The sequence below is a fragment of the Belnapia sp. AC561 genome (assembly GCF_979252845.1).
The window spans coordinates 42552-66721 of sequence record NZ_CEEDBP010000012.1; the positions used below are offsets into that span (position 1 = coordinate 42552).

Annotated in this window: 24 protein-coding genes and 1 tRNA gene; 7 read left to right on the top strand and 18 right to left on the bottom strand. The window is 67.9% G+C overall.

From position 1 onward, the window contains the following. Positions 1–9: 9 nt before the first annotated feature. Both clpS and AC0IW9_RS12160 read right to left on the bottom strand, forming a co-directional pair. Positions 10–321, bottom strand: a complete 312-nt coding sequence (gene clpS / locus AC0IW9_RS12155) for an ATP-dependent Clp protease adapter ClpS (protein ID WP_471648511.1) — start codon at positions 319–321, stop codon at positions 10–12. A 100-nt stretch (positions 322–421) separates the two neighbouring features. Beyond that, positions 422–497, bottom strand: a tRNA-Glu gene (locus AC0IW9_RS12160). Between the two features lie 259 nt (positions 498–756). On the opposite strand from AC0IW9_RS12160, the gene AC0IW9_RS12165 reads away from it, so the two are divergent. Next, positions 757–1368 (top strand): YcbK family protein, encoded by a 612-nt coding sequence (locus AC0IW9_RS12165; RefSeq protein WP_471648512.1) that lies wholly within the window; start codon positions 757–759, stop codon positions 1366–1368. 42 nt (positions 1369–1410) lie between these two features. Here AC0IW9_RS12165 and AC0IW9_RS12170 read toward each other — a convergent pair whose 3' ends face one another. From AC0IW9_RS12170 to AC0IW9_RS12195, 6 genes are all read right to left on the bottom strand, one after another. Further along, positions 1411–1689: a hypothetical protein gene (locus AC0IW9_RS12170; protein ID WP_471648513.1), complete on the bottom strand. Its 279-nt coding sequence runs from the start codon at positions 1687–1689 to the stop codon at positions 1411–1413. 98 nt (positions 1690–1787) lie between these two features. Continuing rightward, positions 1788–3554: a single-stranded-DNA-specific exonuclease RecJ gene (gene recJ, locus AC0IW9_RS12175; protein WP_471648514.1), complete on the bottom strand. Its 1767-nt coding sequence runs from the start codon at positions 3552–3554 to the stop codon at positions 1788–1790. A 4-nt stretch (positions 3555–3558) separates the two neighbouring features. After that, a complete protein-coding gene (gene glpX / locus AC0IW9_RS12180) occupies positions 3559–4554 on the bottom strand; it encodes a class II fructose-bisphosphatase (protein ID WP_471648515.1) in 996 nt (331 codons plus the stop codon). A 28-nt stretch (positions 4555–4582) separates the two neighbouring features. After that, positions 4583–5875 carry a homoserine dehydrogenase gene (locus tag AC0IW9_RS12185; RefSeq protein ID WP_471648516.1) on the bottom strand — a complete coding sequence of 431 codons (1293 nt, stop codon included), beginning with the start codon at positions 5873–5875 and terminating at the stop codon, positions 4583–4585. Continuing rightward, positions 5872–7092 carry an LL-diaminopimelate aminotransferase gene (locus AC0IW9_RS12190; protein ID WP_471648517.1) on the bottom strand — a complete coding sequence of 407 codons (1221 nt, stop codon included), beginning with the start codon at positions 7090–7092 and terminating at the stop codon, positions 5872–5874. The genes AC0IW9_RS12185 and AC0IW9_RS12190 overlap by 4 nt, the downstream gene beginning before the upstream one ends. Before the next feature lie 66 nt (positions 7093–7158). After that, positions 7159–7635 (bottom strand): hypothetical protein, encoded by a 477-nt coding sequence (locus AC0IW9_RS12195; protein ID WP_471648518.1) that lies wholly within the window; start codon positions 7633–7635, stop codon positions 7159–7161. Positions 7636–7794: 159 nt separating this feature from the next. On the opposite strand from AC0IW9_RS12195, the gene phaC reads away from it, so the two are divergent. Beyond that, positions 7795–9612: a class I poly(R)-hydroxyalkanoic acid synthase gene (gene phaC, locus AC0IW9_RS12200; protein WP_471648519.1), complete on the top strand. Its 1818-nt coding sequence runs from the start codon at positions 7795–7797 to the stop codon at positions 9610–9612. Positions 9613–9623: 11 nt separating this feature from the next. On the opposite strand, the gene AC0IW9_RS12205 is transcribed toward phaC, so the two are convergent. The 5 genes from AC0IW9_RS12205 to AC0IW9_RS12225 form a co-directional block, all read right to left on the bottom strand. After that, entirely contained in the window at positions 9624–10256 is a 633-nt protein-coding gene (locus tag AC0IW9_RS12205) for a hypothetical protein (RefSeq protein ID WP_471648520.1), read from the bottom strand. Further along, entirely contained in the window at positions 10253–10720 is a 468-nt protein-coding gene (locus tag AC0IW9_RS12210) for a hypothetical protein (protein ID WP_471648521.1), read from the bottom strand. Before AC0IW9_RS12210 ends, AC0IW9_RS12205 begins: the two co-directional genes overlap by 4 nt. Positions 10721–10844: 124 nt before the next feature. Beyond that, complete coding sequence (locus AC0IW9_RS12215; RefSeq protein WP_471648522.1) at positions 10845–11426, bottom strand: hypothetical protein; 582 nt, start codon at positions 11424–11426, stop codon at positions 10845–10847. 97 nt (positions 11427–11523) lie between these two features. Beyond that, positions 11524–12507: a 2-dehydropantoate 2-reductase gene (locus tag AC0IW9_RS12220; RefSeq protein ID WP_471648523.1), complete on the bottom strand. Its 984-nt coding sequence runs from the start codon at positions 12505–12507 to the stop codon at positions 11524–11526. After that, a complete protein-coding gene (locus AC0IW9_RS12225) occupies positions 12507–14024 on the bottom strand; it encodes an acyl--CoA ligase (protein ID WP_471648524.1) in 1518 nt (505 codons plus the stop codon). The genes AC0IW9_RS12220 and AC0IW9_RS12225 overlap by 1 nt, the downstream gene beginning before the upstream one ends. Positions 14025–14241: 217 nt before the next feature. Here AC0IW9_RS12225 and AC0IW9_RS12230 point away from each other — a divergent pair, with 217 nt between their 5' ends. The 3 genes from AC0IW9_RS12230 to AC0IW9_RS12240 are packed head-to-tail and all read left to right on the top strand — an operon-like array spanning position 14242 to position 17255. Beyond that, positions 14242–15240, top strand: coding sequence for a Bug family tripartite tricarboxylate transporter substrate binding protein (locus tag AC0IW9_RS12230; protein ID WP_471648525.1), 999 nt, complete (start codon positions 14242–14244; stop codon positions 15238–15240). Continuing rightward, positions 15237–15734 carry a tripartite tricarboxylate transporter TctB family protein gene (locus AC0IW9_RS12235; RefSeq protein ID WP_471648526.1) on the top strand — a complete coding sequence of 166 codons (498 nt, stop codon included), beginning with the start codon at positions 15237–15239 and terminating at the stop codon, positions 15732–15734. The genes AC0IW9_RS12230 and AC0IW9_RS12235 overlap by 4 nt, the downstream gene beginning before the upstream one ends. Before the next feature lie 3 nt (positions 15735–15737). Beyond that, positions 15738–17255: a tripartite tricarboxylate transporter permease gene (locus tag AC0IW9_RS12240; RefSeq protein ID WP_471648527.1), complete on the top strand. Its 1518-nt coding sequence runs from the start codon at positions 15738–15740 to the stop codon at positions 17253–17255. Between the two features lie 527 nt (positions 17256–17782). Here AC0IW9_RS12240 and AC0IW9_RS12245 read toward each other — a convergent pair. The 4 genes from AC0IW9_RS12245 to rplM form a co-directional block, all read right to left on the bottom strand. Next, positions 17783–18310 (bottom strand): gamma carbonic anhydrase family protein, encoded by a 528-nt coding sequence (locus AC0IW9_RS12245; protein ID WP_471648528.1) that lies wholly within the window; start codon positions 18308–18310, stop codon positions 17783–17785. 11 nt (positions 18311–18321) lie between these two features. After that, entirely contained in the window at positions 18322–19269 is a 948-nt protein-coding gene (argC, locus tag AC0IW9_RS12250) for an N-acetyl-gamma-glutamyl-phosphate reductase (RefSeq protein ID WP_471648529.1), read from the bottom strand. A 128-nt stretch (positions 19270–19397) separates the two neighbouring features. Beyond that, positions 19398–19892, bottom strand: a complete 495-nt coding sequence (gene rpsI / locus AC0IW9_RS12255) for a 30S ribosomal protein S9 (RefSeq protein ID WP_471648530.1) — start codon at positions 19890–19892, stop codon at positions 19398–19400. A 2-nt stretch (positions 19893–19894) separates the two neighbouring features. Further along, on the bottom strand, positions 19895–20389 hold the full coding sequence (rplM, locus tag AC0IW9_RS12260) for a 50S ribosomal protein L13 (protein ID WP_471648531.1): 495 nt from the start codon (positions 20387–20389) through the stop codon (positions 19895–19897). A gap of 178 nt (positions 20390–20567) precedes the next feature. Between rplM and AC0IW9_RS12265 the strand changes: the two genes are divergently transcribed. Both AC0IW9_RS12265 and AC0IW9_RS12270 read left to right on the top strand, forming a co-directional pair. Then, positions 20568–22274: a dihydroxy-acid dehydratase gene (locus AC0IW9_RS12265; protein WP_471648532.1), complete on the top strand. Its 1707-nt coding sequence runs from the start codon at positions 20568–20570 to the stop codon at positions 22272–22274. Positions 22275–22335: 61 nt separating this feature from the next. Then, the gene (locus AC0IW9_RS12270) at positions 22336–23511 is read left to right on the top strand and encodes a M20 aminoacylase family protein (RefSeq protein WP_471648533.1); all 1176 of its coding nucleotides are present in this window, start codon (positions 22336–22338) and stop codon (positions 23509–23511) included. A 4-nt stretch (positions 23512–23515) separates the two neighbouring features. On the opposite strand, the gene AC0IW9_RS12275 is transcribed toward AC0IW9_RS12270, so the two are convergent. Further along, the gene (locus AC0IW9_RS12275) at positions 23516–24127 is read right to left on the bottom strand and encodes a glutathione S-transferase family protein (RefSeq protein ID WP_471648534.1); all 612 of its coding nucleotides are present in this window, start codon (positions 24125–24127) and stop codon (positions 23516–23518) included. Positions 24128–24170: the final 43 nt, after the last annotated feature.

Genomic DNA, 24170 nt, shown 5'->3' on the forward strand with positions numbered 1-24170 from the left:
GGGACCTCGCTATTCCTCAGGCTCGGTCGTAAACAGCAGCGGATAGCCCTGCTTGCGGCCCATCTCCGTCGCGGCCGTCGCCTTCTCCTCGGCAATGTCGCGGGTGAAGACCGCCACGACACAGACGCCGCGCTGATGCGCAGTCATCATCACCCGCTGCGCCTGATCGTCCCCCATGCGAAAGTGGATTCGCAGCACGCTGACGACGAAGGCACGCGGCGTGAAGTCGTCGTTCACCAGCAGCACCTTGTGCAGCTTCGGCCGCTCGACCTTGAGCTCGGGCTTCACCCTGGACTGGGTTGTCGTATCCGGGGTTTGCATTGGTCGCCTCTCGTCGCTCCACGTCGCCCATATCTGCGCTTGGTGCCGGCCGGTACAAGCTTGGGTGCCGGGCTATCAACCTCGGCGGGAGAAGGCCGGATGGCGTCCCCAACGGGATTCGAACCCGTGTTACCAACGTGAAAGGCTGGTGTCCTAGGCCTCTAGACGATGGGGACATCGCAAAGAAGCCACCTGATGCCGAAAACGCTCAGGTGGCGCGGCGCCGCTCACTACACTGGTCGAACCGTGGCGTCTAGCCACCCTCGGTCAAGCAGGCGCGGATAGCGGCTATCACAACCTCAAGTTTTGTTTGAGAGGCTGAATTTCATCCAGACCGTAATATTCTCGGCCTTGGCTGATCGCGCTTGCGGCACCGGGAACGCGATCGCGCGAGGGCGGGTTCCCGCCACGCGGAACGGCCGCTAGGCCTGTCCCATGCATCGTCGAAGACTCGTCCTGAGCGCGCCAGCGCTTCTCGTCCTCACCCGGGTGGAGAGCGCTCAGGCGACCCGAGCCGTGCCACTGGCACCACGCCGTCTCGCGCTTCGGCATGCCACTACGGGGGCCCGATTCGCGGGCGTCTACCATGACGGCCGGGCGGTGGATCCGGGCGCCATGGCCGAGTTGTCCCAAGTGCTCGCGGATAGCCGGACCGGCAGCGTGCATGCCTATGACCCCAGCGTGCTGGATATCCTGTGGGAGACGGGCCAACGCGCGCGCCAGACCGGTGAGTTCCTGGTCGTTTCCGGCTTCCGCACGCCGGAAACCAATGCGGCCGTCTGCGGTGCCGGCAATAGCCAGCACCTGCGGGCCAGCGCACTGGACGTGTGTGTCAGTGCGACACGGCTGACAGGATTTGCCGACACCGCCCTGGCGCTACGGCGGGGGGGCGTCGGGCTCTATGCCAGCAAGGGCTTCGTTCATCTGGACAGCGGACCGGTGCGGCGCTGGGGATGGGGCGAAGGGACGACCAGCCCGCATGCCCCGACCGAGCCCGATCGTCTTTCCCGCATCGCCGAAGCCTGGGCCGCGATGCGGCCGCGCTGAAGGCTGCCTGGCGCAATACGACCAGGCAGCCTGCCGATTGCCTCAGCGGCGGTAGTAAGGCCGTGGCGGCGGGGCATAACGGGGCCGGGGTGCATAGGGCCGGCGATAGGCCCGCGGCGGCGGCCGGTAGCCCCGGCGGTAATAGGGCCGCGGCGGCGGCGCATAGCGGGGACGGTACTGCGCTGTCTGCACCATGCCTTCCGTCGCGGCGATGCCCTGGCCGGCGGCAATATTTGGCATCGCCGCCTGAACCGGTGCCAGGGCTGCCGAGCCACCAAGCAAACCCAGGACGACAAGAGCAGCATTCATCAGTCGGCGCATGGCCTGTCCTTCGATTGTTACGACAGGACCAACGCGATACCGCCTGAAAGGCTGCCGAAGCCGGCAAACACCCTTGCGTTGTCTCGCGAAAGCCTTCTTCAGGCAGGTGCGGCATCCACGACATGCAGGCAGGCCGTGGTCTCGTCGTTCCAGCGTTCGGCGCGAAGTTGCCCGCAGAGATGCAAGGCGCCGGCATTCCGCGCAAGCAGCACCTCAGCCAAAGGGCCTTCCTTGGCGCGGAAGCAGATGGCCTTGAGCCGGCCGCCGGCCTCGCCCTCGACAAAGGCGCGAATGGTATTGCCTTCCTTGCCGATGCGGTCGGCTCGGACCACCCGGGCGCGCGGCAAGGCGAAGACCGGTTCCTCGTTGCCAGCGCCGAAGGGTGCGAGACGGGCGACCTGCTGGGCCAGGGCGGAAGTCGCCGCCGGCACTGCCATGGTCCCTTCCACCACGAGATCCGCCGCGCCGGGCAGGCCCGTCGCCAAGGCCAGCCGTTCATTCAGGAAGGCATGCAGTTCGGCCTGCCGCCCGGCAGCAAAGCTGAAGCCGGCGGCCATGGCATGGCCGCCGCCGGTTTCCAACAGCCCGGCCTGGCGTGCGGCAATGACGGCGGCGCCGAGATCGAGGCCGGGCACCGAGCGGCCGGAGCCCTTGGCAAGTCCCGCGGCCAGGCCGGCGACGCAGGCAGGGCGATTGAAGCGTTCCTTGATCCGGCCGGCGACGATGCCGACGACACCGGGGTGCCACCCCTCCCCGGTCACCAGCAGAACCGGCAGTCCGGCGGCAGCCTGGACCTCGGCAGCGGCGAAGGCGGCCCCGAGGACCTCCGCCTCCACCTCCTGCCGGCGCCGGTTCACGATATCGAGTCGCTCGGCCATGGCGCGAGCCTCGACCGGGTCGTCGCAGAGCAACAGGCGCAGGCCAAGATCGGGCTCATCCACCCGGCCGGCGGCATTGATCCGCGGGCCGAGGACGAAACCCAGCGAATGCGCCGTCGGCACGTCCCGCACCAGGCCGACATCGAGCAGCGCCGCAACGCCGGCATGGCCACGCTTCGCCATGACCTTGAGGCCCTGGGTGACCAGGGCGCGGTTCACGCCGGTCAGCGGCATGACGTCGCAGACGGTGGCCAGCGCCACCAGATCCAGCAGGTCGAGCGGCGAAGGCTCCGCCATGCGGGTGAAATGGCCGGCCCGCCGCAGAGCCCGATGCAGGGCGACGACGGCGAGAAAGGCAACCGCGGCTGCACAGAGGTGACGCAGGCCGGAAGTGCAGTCCAGCCGGTTGGGGTTGACCGCGGCCGCCACCCGAGGGACCGGGCCTTCCGCCTTGTGGTGGTCCAGTACGATGACATCCGCCCGGCCCTCGGCCTCGGCCAGGGCGGCATGGGCGGCGATGCCGCAATCGACGCAGACGATCAGCGTGGCGCCGCGCTCGCAGAGGGCACGGACAGCAGTGGGGTTGGGGCCGTAGCCCTCCTTCAGACGGTCAGGCACGTAATGGGTGACGGAGCAGCCGAGGCGGCGCAACGCGCGAACCATCAGCGCGCCGGAACAGGCGCCATCCACATCGTAGTCGCCAAAGACGGCAACCGTCTCGCCCTCCCGCACCGCGCTCGCCAGACGCCCGGCTGCGGCATCCATATCGATCAGGCCGGAGGGATCCGGCAGCATCGCCCGCAGGGTAGGCTCGAGGAAATCGGCAACGGCCTCGAGGCCTACGCCGCGGGCGGCCAGCAGCCGCCCGATCAGTTCGGGCAGTTCCATGCGCTGGGCGATGGCAAGGCCCAGGCGGGCCTCGCTCTCCCGCCAGATCCAGCGGCGGCCGGTGACGCTGCGGCCGACGCCGAGAACCGCCTCCGTCATGCGCTCAGCCGACGAAGGACGCCGGCTTCCGTGCGAAGTTGTGGTGCCCTTCGACGTAGCGGACGGTGCCGGACTTGCTGCGCATGACGATGGAATGGGTGATGGCTCCGGTCGCGGTGCGGCGGACGCCGCGCAGCATCGGGCCGCCGGTCACGCCGGTCGCGGCGAACATCACGTCGCCCTGGGCCATATCGGCGACCTTATAGATGCGGTTCGGGTCGGTGACGCCCATGTCACGGGCGCGGGTGATCTGCTCGTCGTTCTCGAACAGCAGCCGTCCCTGGAGCTGGCCGCCGATGCAGCGCAGCGCCGCCGCGGCGAGCACGCCTTCCGGCGCACCGCCCGAGCCGAGGTACATGTCGATGCCGGTCTCGGGCTCACTGACCGCGATGACGCCGGCAACGTCACCATCGCCGATGAGCATGATGCGGGCACCGGCGGCGCGGCAGGCCTTGACGATCGCCTTGTGGCGGTCACGGTCGAGGATGCAGACCATCAGGTCGCTGATGTCGCATTTTTTGGCCTTGGCCAGCTCGCGCAGATTGGTCTCGACCGGAGCATCCAGGCTGACCACGTCATCCGGCAGGCCGGGGCCGATGGCGATCTTGTCCATGTAGATGTCGGGGGCGTGCAGGAAGCCGCCGTGCTCAGCCAGGGCCAGGGTGGCGATGGCATTGGGGCCGCCCTTGGCGGTGACCGAAGTGCCTTCCAGCGGGTCGACGGCGATATCGACCGGGGCGCCTCCGAGGCCGATCTTCTCACCGATATAGAGCATCGGTGCCTCGTCCATCTCGCCCTCGCCGATCACCACGGTGCCGGTGATGGCGACGGTGTCGAAGGCCTTGCGCATGGCGTCGACGGCAGCGCCATCGGCGGCATTCTTGTCGCCGCGGCCGATCCAGCGGGAGGCGGCGATGGCGGCGGCCTCGGTCACGCGTACCAGCTCGAGCGCCAGGTTGCGGTCGACGACCTTGCCGTATTGGGTTTCGGTGGTTGGCATGATCTGCTCCCTGGAGCTGCGATGTGGGTTATAGAGGCTCGATGCGGATGAGCGCCGGCTTTTCCAGCACCGCGCCCAACGCAGCGATACGCACAAGAGCGGCACGCATGGCCGCTTCCTCGCAATCATGCGTGGTCAGCACCACCGGGACAGCCTCACCGGGCGCGCGGCCGCGCTGCAGCATGGATTCGAGGCTGATCGACTGGTCGCGCAAAATACCGGTCACGTCGGCGATAACGCCGGGCCGGTCCAGCACCATCAGCCGCAGGTAGTAGGCGCCGACATGGCGGTCCATTGGCACGGAGGGGGCCGCATCCAGCGCACCACTGGCGGCCCCCCAGACCGGGGTGTGTCGGTTGCGGGCGATATCGATGATATCCGCGACCACGGCACTGGCTGTAGGCCCCGCCCCTGCCCCGCGGCCTTCCAGCATCACCCGCCCGACGAAGTCGCCTTCCGCCACCACGGCATTGAAGACGCCATCGACCCGGGCGATCGGCGCCGCCACCGGCACCATGCAGGGATGCACGCGGGCGGAGATGCCGGCATCCGTCCGGCTGGCGATGCCGAGCAGCTTGATGCGGTAGCCGAGCTCCCCGGCCAAGGCGATGTCGAGGGCAGTAACCTCGCGGATGCCCTCCACATGCACCGCGCCGAAATCGACCGGCCGGCCGAAAGCGAGCGCGGCGAGGATCGCCAGCTTATGCGCGGCATCGACGCCGTCGATATCGAAGCTCGGGTCGGCCTCGGCATAGCCGAGCGCCTGGGCCTCGGCCAGGACCTCGCCGAATTCGCGCTTCTGCTCCCGCATCACGGTCAGGATGTAGTTGCAGGTGCCGTTCAGGATGCCGGCGACCCGGAGGATGCGGTTGGCGGCGAGGCCTTCGCGCAACCCCTTGATGGCGGGAATGCCGCCGGCCACCGCCGCCTCGAAGGCCAGCGGAACGCCGCCAGCCTCGGCCTGTTCGGCGATGGCGGCGCCATGGACGGCCAGCAAAGCCTTGTTGGCGGTGACCACCGGCTTGCCTGCGGCGATGGCGGCCTCGACCAGGGCGCGCGCCGGACCGTCGCTGCCGCCGATGAGTTCCACCACCACATCGATGCCGGGATCGGCCGCGAGCGAGACGGGGTCGTCATACCAGCGGACCGTATCGAGCGGTACGCCACGGTCTCGGCCGCGGTCGCGCGCCGAGACGGCGCCGACGATGATCGGCCGGCCCGCTCGGGCGGCGATGATGTCGGCATTGGCCGAGAGCAGCTTGAGGACGCCGGCGCCGACCGTGCCGAGACCGGCGACCGCGATGGACAGGGGCTTGCTCATGCGCCGCTCAGCTCCTTCTCGACATCCGCCGGGCCGAGGTTGTCCCCCTGGAGGAAGCTGCGGATGCCCCGCAGCGCCTGGCGGATGCGCTGGTTGTTCTCCACCAGCGCGATGCGGACATGGCCATCGCCATGCTCGCCGAAGCCGAGGCCGGGGGCGACGGCGACCTTCGCCTTGGCCAGCAGCAGCTTGCTGAACTCGACGCTGCCGAGGTGCCTGAATTTCTCCGGGATCGGCGCCCAGAGGAACATCGAGCCTTCCGGCGAGGGTGCCTCCCAGCCGGCGGCATGCAGGCCCTTCACCAGCAGGTCGCGGCGTTCCCGGTACAAGGTGCGCATCTCCGCCACTGTGTCCTGCGGGCCGTTCAGCGCGGCGGCGGCGGCGATCTGGATGGGGGCGAAGGCGCCGTAGTCGAGGTAGGACTTCACCCGGGTCAGCGCGCCGATCAGGCGCTCATTCCCGGCGGCGAAGCCCATGCGCCAGCCGGGCATGTTGTAGGTCTTGGAGAGCGAGGTGAACTCGACGGTGACATCCTTGGCGCCGGGCACTTCCAGCACCGAAGGCGGCGGTGTGCTGCCGAAATAGAGCTCGGCATAGGCGAGGTCGCTGAGGATGAACAATTCGTGCCGCCGGCAGAGCGCGACGAGGTCACGGTAGAATTCGATGCTGGCGAGATGCGCCGTCGGGTTGGAGGGAAAGTTGACGATGACGGCGGTCGGCTTCGGCACCGAATGCCGCACAGCGCGGTCGATGGCCGACAGCATCTCGTCATCCGGCGTGCAGGGCAGGCTGCGGACGCTGGCGCCGGCGATGATGAAGCCGAACTGATGGATCGGGTAGCTGGGGTTGGGCACCAGAATGGTGTCGCCCGGGCTGCTGATGGCCTGCGCGAGATTGGCCAGGCCTTCCTTGCTGCCCAGGGTCGCCACGACCTCGGTTTCTGGGTTCAGCTTCACCCCGAAGCGGCGGTCGTAGTAGCCGGCAAGCGCCTTGCGCAGGCCGGGAATGCCCTTCGACATGGAATAGCGATGGGTGCGGGGATCCTGCACCGCCTCGATCAGCTTGGCGACGATATGCGGCGGCGTCGGGCTATCGGGATTGCCCATGCCGAGGTCCACGATGTCCTCTGCGGCTGCGCGTGCCTTGGCCTTGGCGGCATTCACTTCCGCGAAGACATAGGGCGGCAGGCGGCGGATACGGTGGAATTCCTCGGTCATCGACATGGTCCGATCGGGTTGACCCGGGCCAGAAAGCCGCCCGGTGCGCCCGTATAGCGGACCACATCACTGGCGGCGAGGCTGACCTAATAAATCCGGCGGCGGGGGGGCCGGGGCAAAATCCGGCATGGCCGGCGGTGGGGTGGGCTCCGGCGCGGGCGCCACAGCGGGGCCCGGGCGCGGGCTGGCTGGCGCCGGTCCACCCCAGGGAATGGCGGGCGCCGAAGTCAGCGCCGCCCGCGGCGGAGGTGCCGCAGGCAGCAGCGGATCGCCGGGCGAGGCAGCGGCGGCAGGTGGCGCCGGCTGGGACCGGGCCGCCAGCGGGTCGCGGGACTCGCTGCGATCCAATGCCAAAGCGGCGGAAATGGCGTCGCGGGCTTCCGGCGGCGGGCGTTCCGGCCGCGGCGGCACGCTGCCAAGGCTGGGCCGGGGGCGGTCCATGCCTGGAGGAGGCAGCCGGCCGGCATCGGCCTCACCGGAGATGGTGCGGTAGATCTCGACCGGATTTACTTCCTTGGGAATTTCGCAACCGGCCAGGGACATGGCCAGGAGCCCAAGGCCCCCCCGATACAGCTGCCATCCCCACATCGTCTTGCTGCCTCCGCATCAAGCCTGGGTTAGCGCGGAAGGCCGGGGCAAGGGAAGCCGCGGCTTGTCACAAAGCAGGTTGGAGGCCTGCCCCGGCAGGGCGTAAGATGGCCCATGGCCGAAGAAAAAACGCCCGAAAGCCCGCAATTCCGGCTGCCCGATCCGGCACTGGTAACCCGCACCATGTCCGAGGTGGCCGAGCGCGGCCAAAGGATCGTGACGGATTTCCTCAAGCGCCAGTCGGAGGGCGGTGGCGCCTCGCCCGACCCGCTGAACATCGGCGGCGCCTTCCTTGAAATGACCACGCGGCTCATGGCCAACCCGGCGCGGCTGGTGCAGGCGCAGCTCGGCTTCTGGCAGGACTACCTGACCCTTTGGCAGAATACCGCCCGGCGGATGATGGGCCAGGACGGGCCTGCCCCGGTCATCGCCGAGGACCCGAAGGACCGCCGCTTCAAGGATGAAGCATGGCGCGACAATGAGGTCTTCGACTTCATCAAGCAGTCCTATCTGCTGAGCGCCCGGTTTTTCCAGAACGTGGTCGGCGGCGTCGATGGCCTGCCGCCGAAGACGGCGCAGAAGGTGGATTTCTATACTCGCCAGTTCGTCGATGCGATGAGCCCATCCAACTTCTTGCTGACCAATCCGGAAGTGCTGCGGAAAACTGCCGAGACCGGCGGCGAGAACCTGTTGAAGGGGCTTAGCCATCTGCTGGCCGACCTCGAGCGTGGCAAGGGTCAGCTACGCATCCGCATGACGGATGACAGCAAATTCCGGGTCGGTGAGAATATCGCGGTGACGCCGGGCAAGGTGGTCTACCAGAACGACCTGATGCAGCTGGTGCAATATGCCCCGACCACGCCTTCGGTGCTGAAGCGGCCGCTGGTGATCTTTCCGCCCTGGATCAACAAATTCTACATCCTGGACCTTCGGCCTAAGAACTCCTTCGTCAAATGGGCGACCGACCAGGGGCATACCGTCTTCGTTGTCTCCTGGGTCAACCCGGACGAGCACCTCGCCGAGAAGGGCTTCGACGACTACATGCGTGAGGGCGTCTATGCCGCCCTCGATGCGATCGAGCAGGCGACGGGCGAGCGGCAGGTCAATGCCATCGGCTATTGCCTGGGCGGGACGCTGCTGGCGACGACGCTCGCGCATATGGCCGCCAAGCGGGACGCCCGGATCAAGACCGCGACCTACTTCGTCACCATGACCGACTTCGAGGAGGCCGGCGAGCTCAGCGTCTTCATCGATGAGGAGCAACTGCGTGGGCTCGAGGAAAAGATGGGCAAGCGCGGCTATCTCGAGGGCCGCGAGATGGCGACCACCTTCAACATGCTGCGGGCCAACGACCTGATCTGGTCCTTCGTGGTGAACAACTACCTGATGGGCCAGGAGCCCTTCCCCTTCGACCTGCTCTACTGGAACGATGATTCCACGCGGATGCCAGCGAAGATGCACAGCTTCTACCTGCGCCAGATGTACCAGGCGAACGACCTGGTTAAGCCGGGCGCGCTGGAGCTTCTGGGGGTCAAGATCGACCTGCGGAAGATCAAGGTGCCGAGCTACCTGATCTCGACCCGCGAAGATCATATCGCGCCGTGGAAATCGACCTACCGGGCGACGCAGATCTATGCCGGGCCGGTGCGCTTCGTGCTCGCAGCCTCGGGCCATATCGCCGGTGTGGTGAACCCACCCGAGAGCGGCAAATACAGCCACTGGGTGAATGAGACCCTGCCGCCGGATGCCGAGGACTGGTTCAAGGGCGCGACCGAGCTGGCCGGCTCCTGGTGGCCGGATTGGCATCGCTGGGTGACGGCGGCTGACAAGTCCGCAAAGGAGCAGGTGCCGGCACGCGTGCCGGGGACCGGCGCGCTGCCGGCGCTGGAGGATGCGCCGGGCAGCTATGTGACGGTGATGGGGGCGGATTAGCCCCCTCGCCCTCAGTAGCCCAGGCCCTGGTTGCCGCCGAGGCCGAAGGTCGTAATCCGGCTGCCGCCGGTCTCATCCGGGCGGGTCCCGACCCAACTGCTCTCGGCATCCATCCGTTCCAGCTGGCGGGCCGCCTGCGCCGTGGCGATCGTGGCCTGCGGCAGGGGCCCGATCTCGCCAAGCCGTGCGACCGAGCGTTCCCCGCCTGGGCGGAACAGCGGATTGGGGAGTGCTGCCGCCGCGGCCCGGGCATTGCCGGCACGAAGTGCCCGGGCGGCGGCCAGCATGGCGCCCACCACCTCCTCCGGCTGAGCCGTTTCGGCAATGCCGAGGGCATCGCGCACTTCGGTGCGCGCCAGCAGCATCTCCCGCCTCACGCTGTCCGGTACCGAGGCGAAGCGTGGATTGCGGCCGAGTTCGGCAGTCGCGAATTCGAGTTGCGCGGTGGCCCTGGCCGCAGCTTCCGGCTGCCCGATGAGGCCACGCCCGCGTTCGGCGAAGGCCGCCGCTGCGGCGGTGATGGCACCGCGTCCGGGATCGACCGCGCCCTCCGCCAATCCCGCCGGCGCTGCGGCTGGCGGTGGCTGCTGCAACTCAGCGCAGCCCGCCACCGCAAGCAGCAGCAGCGCGGCGCCGTACCTCAAAGCCTGCGGCTCGAGGCGGCGTCGCGCTGCCGGATGGCATCCGTCGCGCCGACTGCGGCCTGATTGGTCAATGGCAAGCCCGGAAGCGCGGCGAGGCGATTGATCGTCGCTTGGCCACCCTGCGGGAAGATGCCCGCCGGCAAGGCAGCAGCGGCGGCGCCCGACTGCCCGGTGCTGAGCGCACGAGCGGCGGCATAGAGCGAATCGATGACCGGCTGCGCCTCAACCTCGGCCGGAATACCGAGGGCTGCGCGCCATTCGGACCGCGCTTCGACCAGCTGGTTGAGGACCGTGGGGGAGATGCCGGTCAGGCGCGGATTGCCTGGTATCTCCACCGTCAGCCACTCCATCTGCGCCACGGCCCGCGCCGCCTGGGCCGGACGGCCGTTCAGCTGGCTCTGGCTGGAGAAGGCGAAGGAGGTATTGGCGACCGCCGAACGCAGAGGATCGCCGGCACCGACCACGGCATCAGCCGGCAAGCTGGCATATTGCGGCGGCGGCGGGAGGGCACAGGCACCCAAGGCCAAGACGGCAAGCATCGGCAGGACAGGCTTGAACATGGGTGGTTTCCTTATCGATCCGGCAGGCTCAGAACATGGTTCCACCGCCGCTGGACGAATGCTGGTTGTCCTGTTCCGTGCGGAACATTTCACGCTCGGTCAAGGCCGTCGCGCTGCGGGTACGGGGCAGCGCCGGCAGGCCGGCAAGCCTTTGCAGGGTCACCGGTGCATCAGGGAAGTTCGGCGCCGCCAAGGCCAGGCGCGCGGCGTCCTGATTGCCGAGGCCGAGTGCCCGGGATGCGGCAAAGAGGCCATCGACCAAAGCCTGGGGCGATGCATCAGGGGCGATGCCGAGGGCTGCGCGCAACTCGTGCCGGGCAGCCATCAACTCCAGGCCGACGGTCGGGTTGAAATCCACCCAGCGCGGGCCGGCCGGGATCTCGGTGGCGAGGTACTCCACCTGGGCGGCGGCACGCGCCGCAGCCTCGGGCCGCCCGGCCATGACATCCGGCGTGGCGAAGGCATAGGCGCTGCCGATGACGGCCGCCCGCGTCGGGTCGCCGACACCGGTGGTGGCATCCCGCGGCAGGGTGGCGAATTGCTGTACCGGGCCGCAGCCCAGCAGCGGCAGCAACAGAAGCAGGGTCGCGGCGGCCAAAGGCTTGCGCACGGGCATTCTCCTCGGCGCAAGATGCGGGATTTGCGCCGAAGAAACAATTGGCCCCGCCATGACCTGCCGGCAACCCGTCGTTACGGTGCGATACAGGTCAGTAGCAGCCGGCCAGTCGCCCCCGGGTCCGCAGCAGGGCGAGGACAGTCTGGCAGGTCGGTGCCGGGCGCTCCACCAGCGCGGCAAGCTCGACGATGACGCCGAGCAGGGCGTCGATCTCCATGGGCCGGCCACGTTCCAGGTCCTGCAGCATGGAGGTCTTGTGTGCGCCGACCTCGGCGCCGCCGGCGATGCGTTTGTCGACGTCGATGGCGAAGCGGGTGCCGAGCGCCTCCGCCACGCCCTGCGCCTCCAGCATCATGGTGCGGCAGACGGTGCGCAGTTCCGGGTCGCCGGTGATGACGTCGAGCGTCGCGCCGGTGAGCGCGCTGAGCGGGTTGAAGGCCAGATTGCCCCAGAGCTTGACCCAGAGTTCATCACGGATTTTCGGCCGCACCGGCGCCTTGAAACCTGCCGAGACCAGGGCCGCCGAGAGCGCATTGGCCCGTGGCGAACGGCTGCCATCGGGCTCGCCTAGGGTGAAGCGGTCGCCATAGGTGTGGTTGATGACGCCAGGCTCCGGCACATCGGCCGCCGGGTAGACGATGCAGCCGATGGCGCGGGACGGGTGTAACGTCTCCCAAAGGGCGCCGTCCGGATCGACGCTGGCGACGCGACGGTCCTCGTAGGCGCCGGGGAGCTTGTAGAAATACCACCAGGGTATGCCGTTCACCGCCGAGACGATGGCGGTTTCTGGTCCCAGCAGCGGCTGCATCTGCGGCGCCACCTTGGGCAGCGCATGCGCCTTCAGGGTGACGACGACATAGTCCTGCGGCCCGGCCTCGACGGCGGTCTCGACGCAGCGCGGATGGACGATGGTCTCCTCGCCCTCGCTGACCAGCTTCAGGCCCTTGGCCTGCATGGCGGCGAGATGCGGGCCGCGGGCAATGACGGTGACCTCCGTCTCGCCCTTGGCGGCGAGCCTGGCCGCCATGAGGCCACCGATGGCGCCGGCGCCGAAGATGCATATCTTCATCGCCATCAGGCCTTGATGCCGAGCTTCTCGGCCAAGCCGATACGCATCAGCTTGCCGGTGGCGCCCTTCGGGATCTCGTCCAGGAAAACCACCTTCCGCGGCACCTTGAAATCGGCCAGGTGGTGCGCGGCGTGGTCGCGCAGCTCGCGTTCCGTCACCGCCATGCCTTCGCGCAGCACGATGGCGGCACCGACTTCCTCGCCCAGCATCGCGTGCGGGATACCGAAGGTCAGCGCCTGGGCGACTGCCGGGTGTTCGGACAGCACGCCATCGACTTCCAGCGGGCTGACCTGCTCGCCGCCACGCTTGATCAGTTCCTTCAGCCGGCCGGTCAGCATCAGGTAGCCATCGGCATCGAACATGCCCTGGTCCCCGGTGCGGAACCAACCATTGGTGAAGGCCTTGGCATTGGCCTCCGGGTTCGCCTCGTAGCCGAGGGTCACGTTGGGTCCGCGGATCACCACCTCGCCGATCTCGCCCTGCGGCAGGATCGTGCCGTCATCGTCCATGATGGCGACCTCTGGCCCGGCCGGCAGGCCGACGATACCGGGTTTCTGGGCGCCGGGGGGCAGCGGGTTGCTGCACATCTGATGGCTGGCCTCGGTCATGCCGTAGCTTTCGATCACCGGGGCGCCGAAGACCGCCGAGAGATCCTTCATGGCCTGCGCCGGCAGCGAGGCGGAGGAGGAGCGGATGAAGCGGAGCGGCGCGCGGGCAATGATTTCGGCATTGCGTTCGGCCCGCGCCAGGATCGTCTGGTGCATGGTCGGCACCGCCGTGTACCAGCTCGGCCTTTCGGCATCGAGCAGGGCGAAGAAGCGCAATGCGTTGAAGCCTGGGGTGCAGATGACGGCACCGCCACCGGCGAGCGAGGCGAGCGTCGCCGCGATCAGCCCATGGATATGGAACAGCGGCATGACGTTGAGGCAGGCATCCGCCGCACCCAGCCGCAGGGTGCGGGCGATGTTGCCGGCCGAGGCGGTGACGTTGGTATGGGTCAGCGGCACGATCTTCGGCCGCGCCGTGGTGCCGGAGGTATGCAGCACCAGCGCCACGTCATCCGGCCCAGCCGCGCCGGGGCGGGAGGCGGTGCCGGCGGTGCCGCCGGTCAGGGTGAACTCACCGGCTGCCGCGCCGGGCATCAGCTCCAGCACCGGCACGCCAAGCTGCTGCGCCACCGCCCGCGCCGGGGTATCCATACCCTGCTGCACCACCAGCGCCTTGGCCTTCAGGTCCAGCAGGTAGAATTCGAATTCCTCGGCCTTGTAGGCCGGGTTCAGCGGGGCGGTTGTGGCGGCGCAGGCAATGGCGACGAAGCTCGCCGCCATCTCTGGGCCATTCGGCAGCACGATCGCCACCCGGTCGCCGCGGCCGATGCCGATGCCGTTCAGGCTGGCGATCGTCCGCTCGGCCAGGGCCCGCAATCCACCGAAGCTCAAGGGCGGCCGTTCCGGCGCACGAATGGCGGGGCTATCGGCCGCGCCGGTCGCAAGCAGCTCGGCGACGGTGCTGATGGCGGGCATGAGGTTTCCTCCGAGGGGCGCGTTCGGCGCTTTCTCTGCATCAGCCCGGGGCGGGCGGCAAGCGGCAGGAGAACCCGGCGGCACAAGCCCCTGTGGTTTACACGCTTTTCGTTGCTTTACCGCGTTTTCCGCTTCAACCCCGCTGGCAACGCCACCGCAAGGGGCAGGTCCCCCATCCTCGCCCCTGCTCCGCAATGCCTTGCCGGGAATGATAAGAATGACGCCACACGGACCCTCTCGCCGGACCATGCTGCTCAGCCTCGGCGCCACTGCGCTGGCGGCCCCTGCCCTCGCCCAGCGTGGCTGGGAGCCGACGCGGCCGGTACAGTTCATCGTCCCGGCCGGGACCGGCGGCGGCGCCGACCAGATGGCGCGGGTCATCCAGGGCATCGTCTCCAAGCATGGGCTGATGCGCCAGCCGATGGTGGTGATGAACAAGGCCGGCGGTGCCGGAGCGGAAGGATTCCTCGAAGCCAAGGGCGCTCGGGGCAATCCGCACATGGTGGTGATCACCCTGTCCAACCTGTTCACCACGCCGCTGGCGACCGGCGTGCCCTTCAACTGGCAGGACCTGACGCCCGTTGCGATGCTGGCGCTGGATGAATTCGTGCTCTGGGTGAATGCCGAATCCCCCTGGAAGACACCGCAGGAATTCATCGCCGCGGCCAAGACGGAGCGGCTGAAGCTGGGCGGCACCGGGTCCAAACAGGAAGATCAGATCATCAGCGTCGCCATCGCCAAGGCGACCGGGGCGACCCTGACCTACGTACCCTTCCGCGGCGGCGGTGAAGTGGCCGTGCAGCTGGTCGGCAAGCATATCGACGCCACGGTGAACAATCCGATCGAGGCGGTGACCCACTGGCGGTCCGGCGCACTGCGGCCGCTCTGCGTCTTCGACAGCCAACGGTTGGCCGGGGGCGAGACGATGACCGAGACCGCGAGCTGGTCCGATATTCCGACCGCGAGGGAATCCGGCCTCGACGTGGAATACCTCATGCTGCGCGGCATCTTCATGGCGCCCGGGGTGAAGCCCGAGCAGATAGCCTTTTACGAAGCGCTGCTGGCCAAGGTGCGGGAGACGCCGGAATGGCGCGAGCTGATGCAGCAGGGCGCCTTCAATACCACCAGCCTGACCGGTGAGCCCTTTCGCGCCTGGCTGACCAAGGAAGAAGCCCGGCACCGGGCCCTGATGCAGGATGCGGGGTTCATCGCGTGACGACGGCGTCAGGCGAAGCGGGACCGGGCAACCGCGCGGTCGAGATCGGCACGGCGCTCGCCTTCGGGGCCGCCGGCGCCGCGGCCATTTGGGACAGCCTGCGGATCGGCACCGGTTGGGGCGTGGACGGCCCCCAGTCCGGCACCTTCCCCTTCTGGATAGGCCTCTGCTTGGTGGCGGCGAGTGCCGGGACCATGGTGCAGACGCTGCGGGCGCGGGAGGAGCTTGGGATTTTCGCCAGCTGGGGCCAGCTCAGGCTGGTCGCCTCCGTGCTGGTGCCCAACATCCTCTATGTCGCGGCGATTCCCTTCGCCGGTATTTATGTCGCCTCGGCGGCCATGGTTGCCTGGTTCATGCGGCGGCTGGGCGGCTTCGGCTGGACCAGGTCGGTTGCGGCGGGCATCGCCACCGCCGTCGCCACCTTCATTGTCTTCGAGATCTGGTTCCTGGTCGCGCTGCCCAAGGGGCCGCTCGAGACCGCGTTGGGGTATTGAGCTATGGAAGAACTAGGCCTGCTGATGCAGGGCTTCGCCGTGGCGCTCGAGCCGCAGAACATGTTGCTGATGCTGGTGGGCGTCGTGCTTGGGGTGCTGATCGGCGTGCTGCCGGGGCTGGGCGGCGCCAATGGCATCGCCATCCTGCTGCCGCTGACCTTCGCCATGCCGCCGGTCTCGGCCATCATCATGCTGTCCTGCATCTATTGGGGCGCGCTGTTCGGCGGCGCCATCACCTCCATCCTGTTCAATATTCCGGGCGAGCCCTGGTCGGTGGCGACAACCTTCGACGGCTATCCCATGGCGCAGCAGGGCCGCGCGGCAGAAGCGCTGACGGCGGCCTTCACCAGCAGCTTCGTCGGTGCCTTCATCGCCATCGTCATGATCACCTTCGTCGCGCCGGTGGTCGCCGGCTTCGCCCTACGCTTCGGGCCGCCTGAATTCTTCGCGGTGATGTTCCTGTCCTTCGCCAGCTTCGTCGGCATGAGCAAGGGGCCGGCGCTGAAGACGCTGATGACGATGATGCTCGGCTTCCTGCTGGCCGCGGTCGGGATGGACACCGTCACCGGCCAGTTGCGGATGACCTTCGGCAGCACCGAGATGATCCGCGGCTTCGACTTCCTGGTCGCCGTCATCGGGCTGTTCGGGATCAGCGAGATCCTCTGCAGCATCGAGGATGGGCTGCGCTTCAAGGGCCAGAAGGCGAAGATCGACCTGAAGGTGGTGCTGCGGGTCTGGGCGACGCTGCCGCGACACTGGTTCCTGGCGCTGCGTTCGGCGGTGATCGGCTGCTGGATGGGCATTACCCCGGCGGGCGCTACTCCGGCCAGCTTCATGTCCTACGGCGTGGCCCGGCGTATGGCCAAGGACCCGTCCAGTTTCGGCAAGGGCCGGGTCGAGGGGGTCATCGCGCCCGAGACGGCGGCGCATGCAGCGGGGACCTCGGCGCTGCTGCCGATGCTGACCCTTGGCGTGCCGGGCTCGCCGACGGCGGCAGTGCTGCTGGGCGGGCTCATCATGTGGGGGCTGCAGCCGGGGCCGATGCTGTTTGTCGAGCAGAAGGAATTCGTCTGGGGGCTGATCGCCTCGATGTACCTCGGCAATATCGCCGGGCTTATCGTGGTGCTGGTGGCGGTACCGTGGTTCGCGGCGATCCTGCGGGTGCCGTTTTCCATCATCGCGGCGCTGATCCTGGTAGTCTGCGCGATCGGCGCCTTCACCGTCAGCAATGCGGAATTCGACATCACCCTGATGCTGGTCTTCGGCGTGGTCGGCTATGTGTTGAAGAAGCTCGATTATCCGCTGGCGCCGCTGGTCCTGGCGCTGGTGCTGGGGGACCGGACGGAGGAGGCATTCCGCCAATCCCTGCTGATCAGCCAGGGCAGCCTCGGCGTCTTCTTCTCGAACTGGTTGGTGAGCACGATCATGGCGCTGGGCATCGCCCTGCTGCTGTGGCCGGCATTCACCTGGGCAAGGGGATTGCTCACCGGCGCCGGCCTGCGACGGGTGCGGCCGGCCTGAGGTCGGCTCACCCGATGTGACGGCAGGCGGCGACGTTGGGGATCAGGCGGCTCGACAGCGATACTATGTACCGGCATGATTCCGTTGGGAATCATCGGATGAGGGTCACATCGGCTTGCCTCCCCACGTCCTGCGCAGCCATCAAAGAGAACTGCTCGGTGTCGTCCGCGCCATTGCCGCAGGTGAGGCAGGCGAGTGCGGCCCCGGCTGAGCGAGCAGGTGGCGGCGCAAGCGGTGGAGGATGCAGCCAAGGGTGTATCAGGGGCGGTCGCTCCGCCGCGCGGAGCGGGTCTCTATCATGCCTATAACGCCGCTTCGAAGCGGGTGATGTGCGGCAAGGCCCGGCACGAGATGTCCCTGGCCAAGTTGGAGGCCGCGGCCGAATGGCTCGGGCGCAACCGGCTGCGCGAACATCTGCACCTGCTGGAAGGCAACCTTCGCTTCGGCTGGGCAGTGCGCAGCCGGCACGGCTGGACGCCACCCGTGGGCCGAGCTGCCGGTGCGAAACCGGCAACTCGACGGCGGACTCAGCCGAGCGAGGCGCGGTGGCGGCCGGAAAGCTCCACGTAGTGATGCGCGGTCTTGTCGAAATTGGCGCGCTGCTCCAGCGTCAGCAACCGTACCAGCTTGGCCGGATTGCCCATCCAGAGTTCCAGGGAAGCGATGCGCTTGCCCGGCGGCAGCACGCTGCCAGCGGCCAGGACGCCGCCTTCCTCGATCACCCCATCATCCAGCACCGTCGCGCCCATGCCGACGAAGGCACGGTTCATCAGGGTGCATGCATGGATGATGGCGGCATGGCCGACCGTCACGTCATCGCCGATCTGCGTCGCCTGCTTGCCGGCATTGACATGGATGATGGTGCCATCCTGGATATTGGTGCCGTTGCCGATGCGGATGAAGTTGGTGTCGCCGCGCAGGACGCAGTGATACCAGATGTTGGATTTCGCACCGATAGTGACGTCGCCGATGACGGCGGCGGTCGGCGCGATCCAGGCCTCGGCGTGGATGTCGGGAAGCTTGCCCTCGAAGGGGTAGAGCGGTCCGTGCTGCATGGCGTTTTCCTTTATTCCGCTGCGGCCGGCAGTCGGGTCTCGACCGCGATGCCGAGCATGAGCCCGATGTTCTGCACCGCAGCGCCGGATGCGCCCTTGCCTAGGTTGTCGTAGCGCGCCGTGAGGATGGCCTGGCCACGAGCCTCGCTGCCGTGGACGCGCAGTTCCAGCATATTGGTGTTGTTCAGCGCCTGCGGTTCCAGCTTGGCGCTGCCGGGCAGGACGCGGATATAGTCGCTGCCGGCGTAGCGGGTGGCCAGCAACGCCTCGATGTCGGCCGGCTTCGGCTTGCCCGGCAGGGTATCGAGGTGCAGCGGGATGCTGTCGATCATGCCCTGCCGGAAGTCGCCGACCGAGGGGACGAAGATCGGCCGCCGGGTCAGGCCGGAGTAATGCTGCAACTCGACGATATGCTTGTGCTCGAGCGTGAGGCCGTAAAGCTCGAAATCCGGTGCGGTACGGGATTCGTATTGCGCGATCATCGCATTGCCACCGCCGGAGTAGCCGGAGACGGCATTCACCGTGACGGGGTAGTCGGCCGGCAGCAGCCCGGCCTCGATCATCGGCCGCAACAGCAGGATGGCCCCGGTCGGGTAGCAGCCGGGGTTCGAAACCCGCATGGCGGCGGCGATCTTCGCCGGGTGATCCGGCGTCAGCTCCGGCAGGCCATAGACCCAGTCGGGGTCGACCCGGTGGGCAGTGCTGGCATCGACCAGCCGCGGCGCATCGGCGCCGAGCGAGGCGGCCATGGCGGTGCTCTCCTTGGCCGCATCGTCCGGCAGGCAAAGCACGACGAGATCCACTTCCGCCATCAGCGCCAGCCGTGCAGCAGGGTCCTTGCGGCGGGACGGGTCGATCGATCGCACCGCGATATCCGGCAGGATGGCCAGCCGCTCGCGGATCTGCAGGCCGGTGGTGCCGGCCTCACCATCGATGAATACCGTCGGGATCTTCGCCATGTCCTTGGTCCCCTCAACCGCGCCATTTGCGATGGAACGCAGCACAAAAAGCAAGAGGGGCGGACCCTTGCGGACCCGCCCCCCCGTATAGCAGCCATGTGGCTGGCGCCGACCGGCGCCCGCCGCGGTCAGCGCTTGCTGAACTGGAACGAACGTCGCGCCTTGGCCTTGCCGTACTTCTTCCGCTCGACGACGCGCGGATCGCGGGTCAGGAAGCCAGCCTTCTTCAGGATCGGCCGCAGCTCCGGCTCATAGTTGGTGAGCGCGCGGCTGATGCCGTGCCGCACCGCGCCGGCCTGGCCCGAGAGCCCGCCGCCGGTAACGGTGGCGATCACGTCGAACTGCTGGTAGCGGTCGGCAACCAGGAAGGGTTGGGAGAGCAGCATCCGCAGCACCGGCCGGGCGAAATAGGTCACCACGGGCTTGCCGTTGATGGTCATCTCGCCCTTGCCGGGCTTCACCCAGACGCGGGCCACGGCATCCTTGCGGCGGCCGGTGGCATAGGAACGGCCCTGGGCATCGCGCTTCTGCTCACGCAGGACAGCGACCATGTCGCCCGGCAGGGGGCCGGTCTGCACCAGGGTCTTCAGGTCGGCGAGCGTGCCGGTGATCTGCTCGCTCATGCTCAGGCACCCTTCTTTTCGCCGCCGGAGGCGACGTTCTTACGGTTCATCGCGCCGATATCGAGGGCGACGGGCTGCTGGCCGGCATGGGGGTGCTCCGCGCCGGGATAGACGTGCAGGTTTTCCATCTGGCGGCGGCCGAGCGGGCCGCGGGTGATCATCCGCTCGACGGCCTTCTCGACGACGCGCTCGGGGTGCTTGCCCTCGAGGCGCTCGCGGATCGTCCGCTCCTTGATGCCGCCGGCATAGCCGGTGTGCCAGTAGAAGATCTTCTGCTCGGCCTTCTGGCCGGTGACCCGGACCTTGTCCGCGTTGATGACGATGACATGGTCACCGCAATCGACGTGCGGAGTGAACTGGGGCTTGTGCTTGCCGCGGAGGCGATTGGCGATGATGGTGGCGAGGCGGCCGAGCACGAGGCCCTCCGCATCGACCACGAACCAGCCTTTCTTGACCTCCGCCGGCTTCAACGAGCGGGTCTGGGTCTGCAACTGCATGGGGTGGGGCGTATCCGGTCTGAAAAGAGACGCGACGTATGGCGGCGGATGCGGATTAGGTCAAGCAGAAAGCCGCATTCGGGGCCGCGGTATCAGGATACCGCATTGCGGAAAGGCCTGTGTTGCCAGGATGGCGGCGGCTGGGGCAGCCTGCGCCGATCAATCCGGAGTGACTCCCATGGCCAATGAGAAGCCGCCGCACGGCCTGTCCCGCAATGCCGCCAACTATGGTGACCCCGATTTCGCCTTTTACCTGCGGCGCAGCTTCGCAGCCTCCATGGGCTATTCGCGGACCATGCTGGAAAAGCCGGTGGTCGGCATCGCCGATACCGCCTCGGACTACAACAATTGCCATCGCTCGGTGCCGGAACTGGTGGAGGCGGTGAAGCGCGGCGTGCTGGCGGCCGGCGCGCTGCCGCTGGCCTTCCCGACCGTCAGCCTCTGCGAGCCTTCGCTGGTCCCGACCTCGATGCATTACCGCAATCTCATGGCGATCGATACCGAGGCGATGCTGACCGCCCAGCCCATGGATGCGGCGGTGCTGATCGGCGGCTGCGACAAGACCGTGCCGGCCCAGCTCATGGCCGCCGCCAGCGCCGATGTGCCCTCCGTCATGCTGGTCACCGGCCCGATGCTGGCACAGCGCTTCGAGGGCGAGCGGCTGGCAGCCTGTACCGATTGTCGCCGCTACTGGGCGCGCTACCGCGCCGGCGACGTTTCGGCCGAGCGGATCGGCGAGATCGAAGGCAAGCTGGCCACCACTTCCGGCACCTGCGGCGTCATGGGCACCGCCTCCACCATGGCCTGCATCGCCGCGACCCTGGGCTTCATGCCGCTGATGGCGGCCTCGGCCCCGGCGGTGCATTCGGACCGGCTGCGGATCGCCGAAGAAGCCGGCGCCTTGGCAGTGCGGCTGATCACCCATCCGGTGAAGCCCTCCGAGATCATCACCGAGAAATCGGTCGAGAATGCGCTGCGGGTCCTGCTCTCGCTGGGTGGCTCGACCAATGCGCTGATCCACCTGACCGCCATCGCCGGCCGCGTGGGCGTCAAGATCGACCTCAAGCGGCTGGATGCGCTGAGCGAGGAGACCCCGGTACTGGTCGACCTCAAGCCGACCGGCGAGGGCTATATGGAGGACTTCCATGCTGCCGGGGGGATGATCGCGCTGCTGCGGGAGTTGCGTGACCTGCTGCACCTCGACTGCAAGGACCTCTATGGCCGGACCCTGGCTGAGCAGCTGGATGCGGCGCCGCCCTTCGTCGACCGCGCCATCATCCGGGCGCGGGCCACGCCGGTCAGCCCGGTCGGCGGGCTGGTTTCGCTGTTCGGCAGCCTGGCCCCGGACGGCGCCATCCTGAAGCGCAGCGCGGCGACCCCTGCCCTATTCGAGACCGAAGCCCGCTGCATGGTCTTCGACGGGCTGGCCGACCTCGCCAACCGGATCGACGCCGACGACCTCGACGTGACGGCCGAGGACATCCTCATCCTGAAGAACGCCGGGCCGCTGACCCCGGCCGGGATGCCGGAGGCCGGCTACCTGCCGATCCCGAAAAAGCTGGGCCGGCAGGGCGTCAAGGATATGGTGCGGATGAGCGACTGCCGCATGTCCGGCACCGCCTTCGGCACCATCGTGCTGCATATCGCCCCCGAGGCGGCGGCCGGTGGCCCGCTGGCGCTGGTCGAGACCGGGGATCGGGTGCGGCTCTCCGTCAAGAACCGGACGCTGGACCTGCTGGTCGATGCGGCCGAGTTGGATCGCCGCCGGGCGCTGTGGAAGGCTCCGGTGGCGCCGAAGCGCGGCTGGGACAAACTGATGTTCGAGCAGGTGCTGCAGGCGCCGGACGGGGCTGACTTGGCCTTCCTGCGGCCCGAGGGTGTCTGAAGCCTGGACAAACTGCCGCCAGCGCCCATAGCTGGCGGCAGCAGAACACGGGCGAGACCTCATGCCGATCCTGAACCGCATTGCCGATTTCCACGTCGAGATGACCGCCTGGCGGCAGGATTTCCACGCCCATCCGGAAATCGCCTTCGAGGAGGTGCGGACCGCCGGGATCGTCGCCGACAAGCTCCGCGAATTCGGCTGCGACGAGGTCATCACCGGCATTGCCAAGACCGGCGTCGTTGGCGTCATCCGTGGCCAGGGCGATACCTCCCGGGCCATCGGCCTGCGGGCCGACATGGATGCGTTGCCGATCCTGGAGCAGAGCGGCGTGCCGCATGCCTCGACCGTGCCGGGGAAGATGCATGCCTGCGGCCATGACGGGCATACGACCATGTTGCTGGGCGCGGCCAAGTACCTGGCCGAAACCCGCAACTTCGAGGGCACCGTCTATCTCATCTTCCAGCCGGCCGAGGAGAATGGCGGCGGCGGCAATGTCATGGTGCGGGAGGGCCTGTTCGATCGCTTCCCGATGGAGCGGGTCTTCGGGATGCACAACTGGCCTGGCGCGCCGGAAGGCAATTTCCTTTGGCGGGAGGGGCCGATCATGGCCGCGACGGCGCAGATCTTCGTCGAGATTTCCGGCAAGGGCGCGCATGGCGCCATGCCGCATCAGGGCAACGATCCCGTCGTCATCGCCGCGCAGATCGTCACCGCCCTGCAATCGATCGTCGGCCGCAGCCTCGACCCCGTGGAATCCGGGGTCATCACCATCGGCCAGATCCAGGGTGGCGATACCTGGAACGTCATCCCCGAAATCGTGACACTGCGCGGTACGGCCCGCTGGTTCAAGCCGGAGGTCGGCGACCTATTGGAGAGAAAATTCCTCGAACTCAGCACCGGAATTGCCACGGCCTTCGGCGCCACTGCCAAGGCCGTGTTCGACCGCGGCTATCCGGCGACCGTGAACGAGCCGGAGAGCACGGTGCTGGCCGTTGCCGCGGCACGCAGCGTGGCCGGCGAGGCCAAGGTGCAGGAGATGCCCCGGCCGACCATGGGCGGCGAGGACTTCTCCTTCATGCTAAATGCCAAGGCCGGCAGCTACATCATGCTCGGCGCCGGGCGCGGGCCGGCCGACCCGCAGGTGCACCATCCGAAGTACGACTTCAACGATGCCGTCCTGCCGGTCGGCGCCAGCTACTGGGCAGCACTGGCGGAGCAGCTCCTGCCGAAGCGCTGAGCTGCTAGGCCGCCGCCGAGGCGCGCGCCGCCATCATCGCGTGATGCGCGGCGATCGCCCGGTGCGCCGGGTTGATCGGCTGGCCGACCTGGGCGCCGAAGTCGAGGAAGGCGAACAGCATGATGTCGGCGAGGCTCAGGCTATCGCCGCGAGTGAAAGTGCGGCCGGCGATCAGCCCGTCGAGCCAGGCGAGACGTTCCTGCGCCGTCGCCTTCAAGTCGTCAGCGGCCTGGGGGATGCAGTGGACGCGGTCCTGGAAGAGCTTGAGGCCCTGGCTGAAGCGGAACCCGTTCAGCATTGGCTCGACGATGTTGAGGTCGATCCGGCGGGTCCACATGCGGCATTCTGCGCGCTCCTGGGCCGTGGCGCCGATAAGCGATGGACCGGGAGTGATCTCGTCGAGGTATTCGCAGATGGCGGTGATCTCGGCGAGGACGCTGCCATCGTCGAGCTCGAGGCAGGGCATCTGCCCGGCGGGATTCTTCGCCAGATAGGGCTTTTGGCGATTTTCGCCGCCGCGCAGGTCGATGGTGGTCTTCGGCAATTCGATGCCGCGCTCGGCCATGAAGATCCGGACGACGCGCGGATTGGGTCCGATGGAATCGTAGAACAGCACTGGCGGCCTCCCCTGCCCTTTGTTGCCGGCAAGGATACCTGGC

Bases quoted from the DNA above. Each gene is read 5' to 3' on its own strand.
- clpS (WP_471648511.1), bottom strand. From the start codon at position 321: ATGCAAACCCCGGATACGACAACCCAGTCCAGGGTGAAGCCCGAGCTC.
- AC0IW9_RS12165 (WP_471648512.1), top strand. From the start codon at position 757: ATGCATCGTCGAAGACTCGTCCTGAGCGCGCCAGCGCTTCTCGTCCTC.
- AC0IW9_RS12170 (WP_471648513.1), bottom strand. From the start codon at position 1,689: ATGCGCCGACTGATGAATGCTGCTCTTGTCGTCCTGGGTTTGCTTGGT.
- recJ (WP_471648514.1), bottom strand. From the start codon at position 3,554: ATGACGGAGGCGGTTCTCGGCGTCGGCCGCAGCGTCACCGGCCGCCGC.
- glpX (WP_471648515.1), bottom strand. From the start codon at position 4,554: ATGCCAACCACCGAAACCCAATACGGCAAGGTCGTCGACCGCAACCTG.
- AC0IW9_RS12185 (WP_471648516.1), bottom strand. From the start codon at position 5,875: ATGAGCAAGCCCCTGTCCATCGCGGTCGCCGGTCTCGGCACGGTCGGC.
- AC0IW9_RS12190 (WP_471648517.1), bottom strand. From the start codon at position 7,092: ATGACCGAGGAATTCCACCGTATCCGCCGCCTGCCGCCCTATGTCTTC.
- AC0IW9_RS12195 (WP_471648518.1), bottom strand. From the start codon at position 7,635: ATGTCCCTGGCCGGTTGCGAAATTCCCAAGGAAGTAAATCCGGTCGAG.
- phaC (WP_471648519.1), top strand. From the start codon at position 7,795: ATGGCCGAAGAAAAAACGCCCGAAAGCCCGCAATTCCGGCTGCCCGAT.
- AC0IW9_RS12220 (WP_471648523.1), bottom strand. From the start codon at position 12,507: ATGGCGATGAAGATATGCATCTTCGGCGCCGGCGCCATCGGTGGCCTC.
- AC0IW9_RS12225 (WP_471648524.1), bottom strand. From the start codon at position 14,024: ATGCCCGCCATCAGCACCGTCGCCGAGCTGCTTGCGACCGGCGCGGCC.
- AC0IW9_RS12230 (WP_471648525.1), top strand. From the start codon at position 14,242: ATGACGCCACACGGACCCTCTCGCCGGACCATGCTGCTCAGCCTCGGC.
- AC0IW9_RS12240 (WP_471648527.1), top strand. From the start codon at position 15,738: ATGGAAGAACTAGGCCTGCTGATGCAGGGCTTCGCCGTGGCGCTCGAG.
- AC0IW9_RS12245 (WP_471648528.1), bottom strand. From the start codon at position 18,310: ATGCAGCACGGACCGCTCTACCCCTTCGAGGGCAAGCTTCCCGACATC.
- argC (WP_471648529.1), bottom strand. From the start codon at position 19,269: ATGGCGAAGATCCCGACGGTATTCATCGATGGTGAGGCCGGCACCACC.
- rpsI (WP_471648530.1), bottom strand. From the start codon at position 19,892: ATGAGCGAGCAGATCACCGGCACGCTCGCCGACCTGAAGACCCTGGTG.
- rplM (WP_471648531.1), bottom strand. From the start codon at position 20,389: ATGCAGTTGCAGACCCAGACCCGCTCGTTGAAGCCGGCGGAGGTCAAG.
- AC0IW9_RS12265 (WP_471648532.1), top strand. From the start codon at position 20,568: ATGGCCAATGAGAAGCCGCCGCACGGCCTGTCCCGCAATGCCGCCAAC.
- AC0IW9_RS12270 (WP_471648533.1), top strand. From the start codon at position 22,336: ATGCCGATCCTGAACCGCATTGCCGATTTCCACGTCGAGATGACCGCC.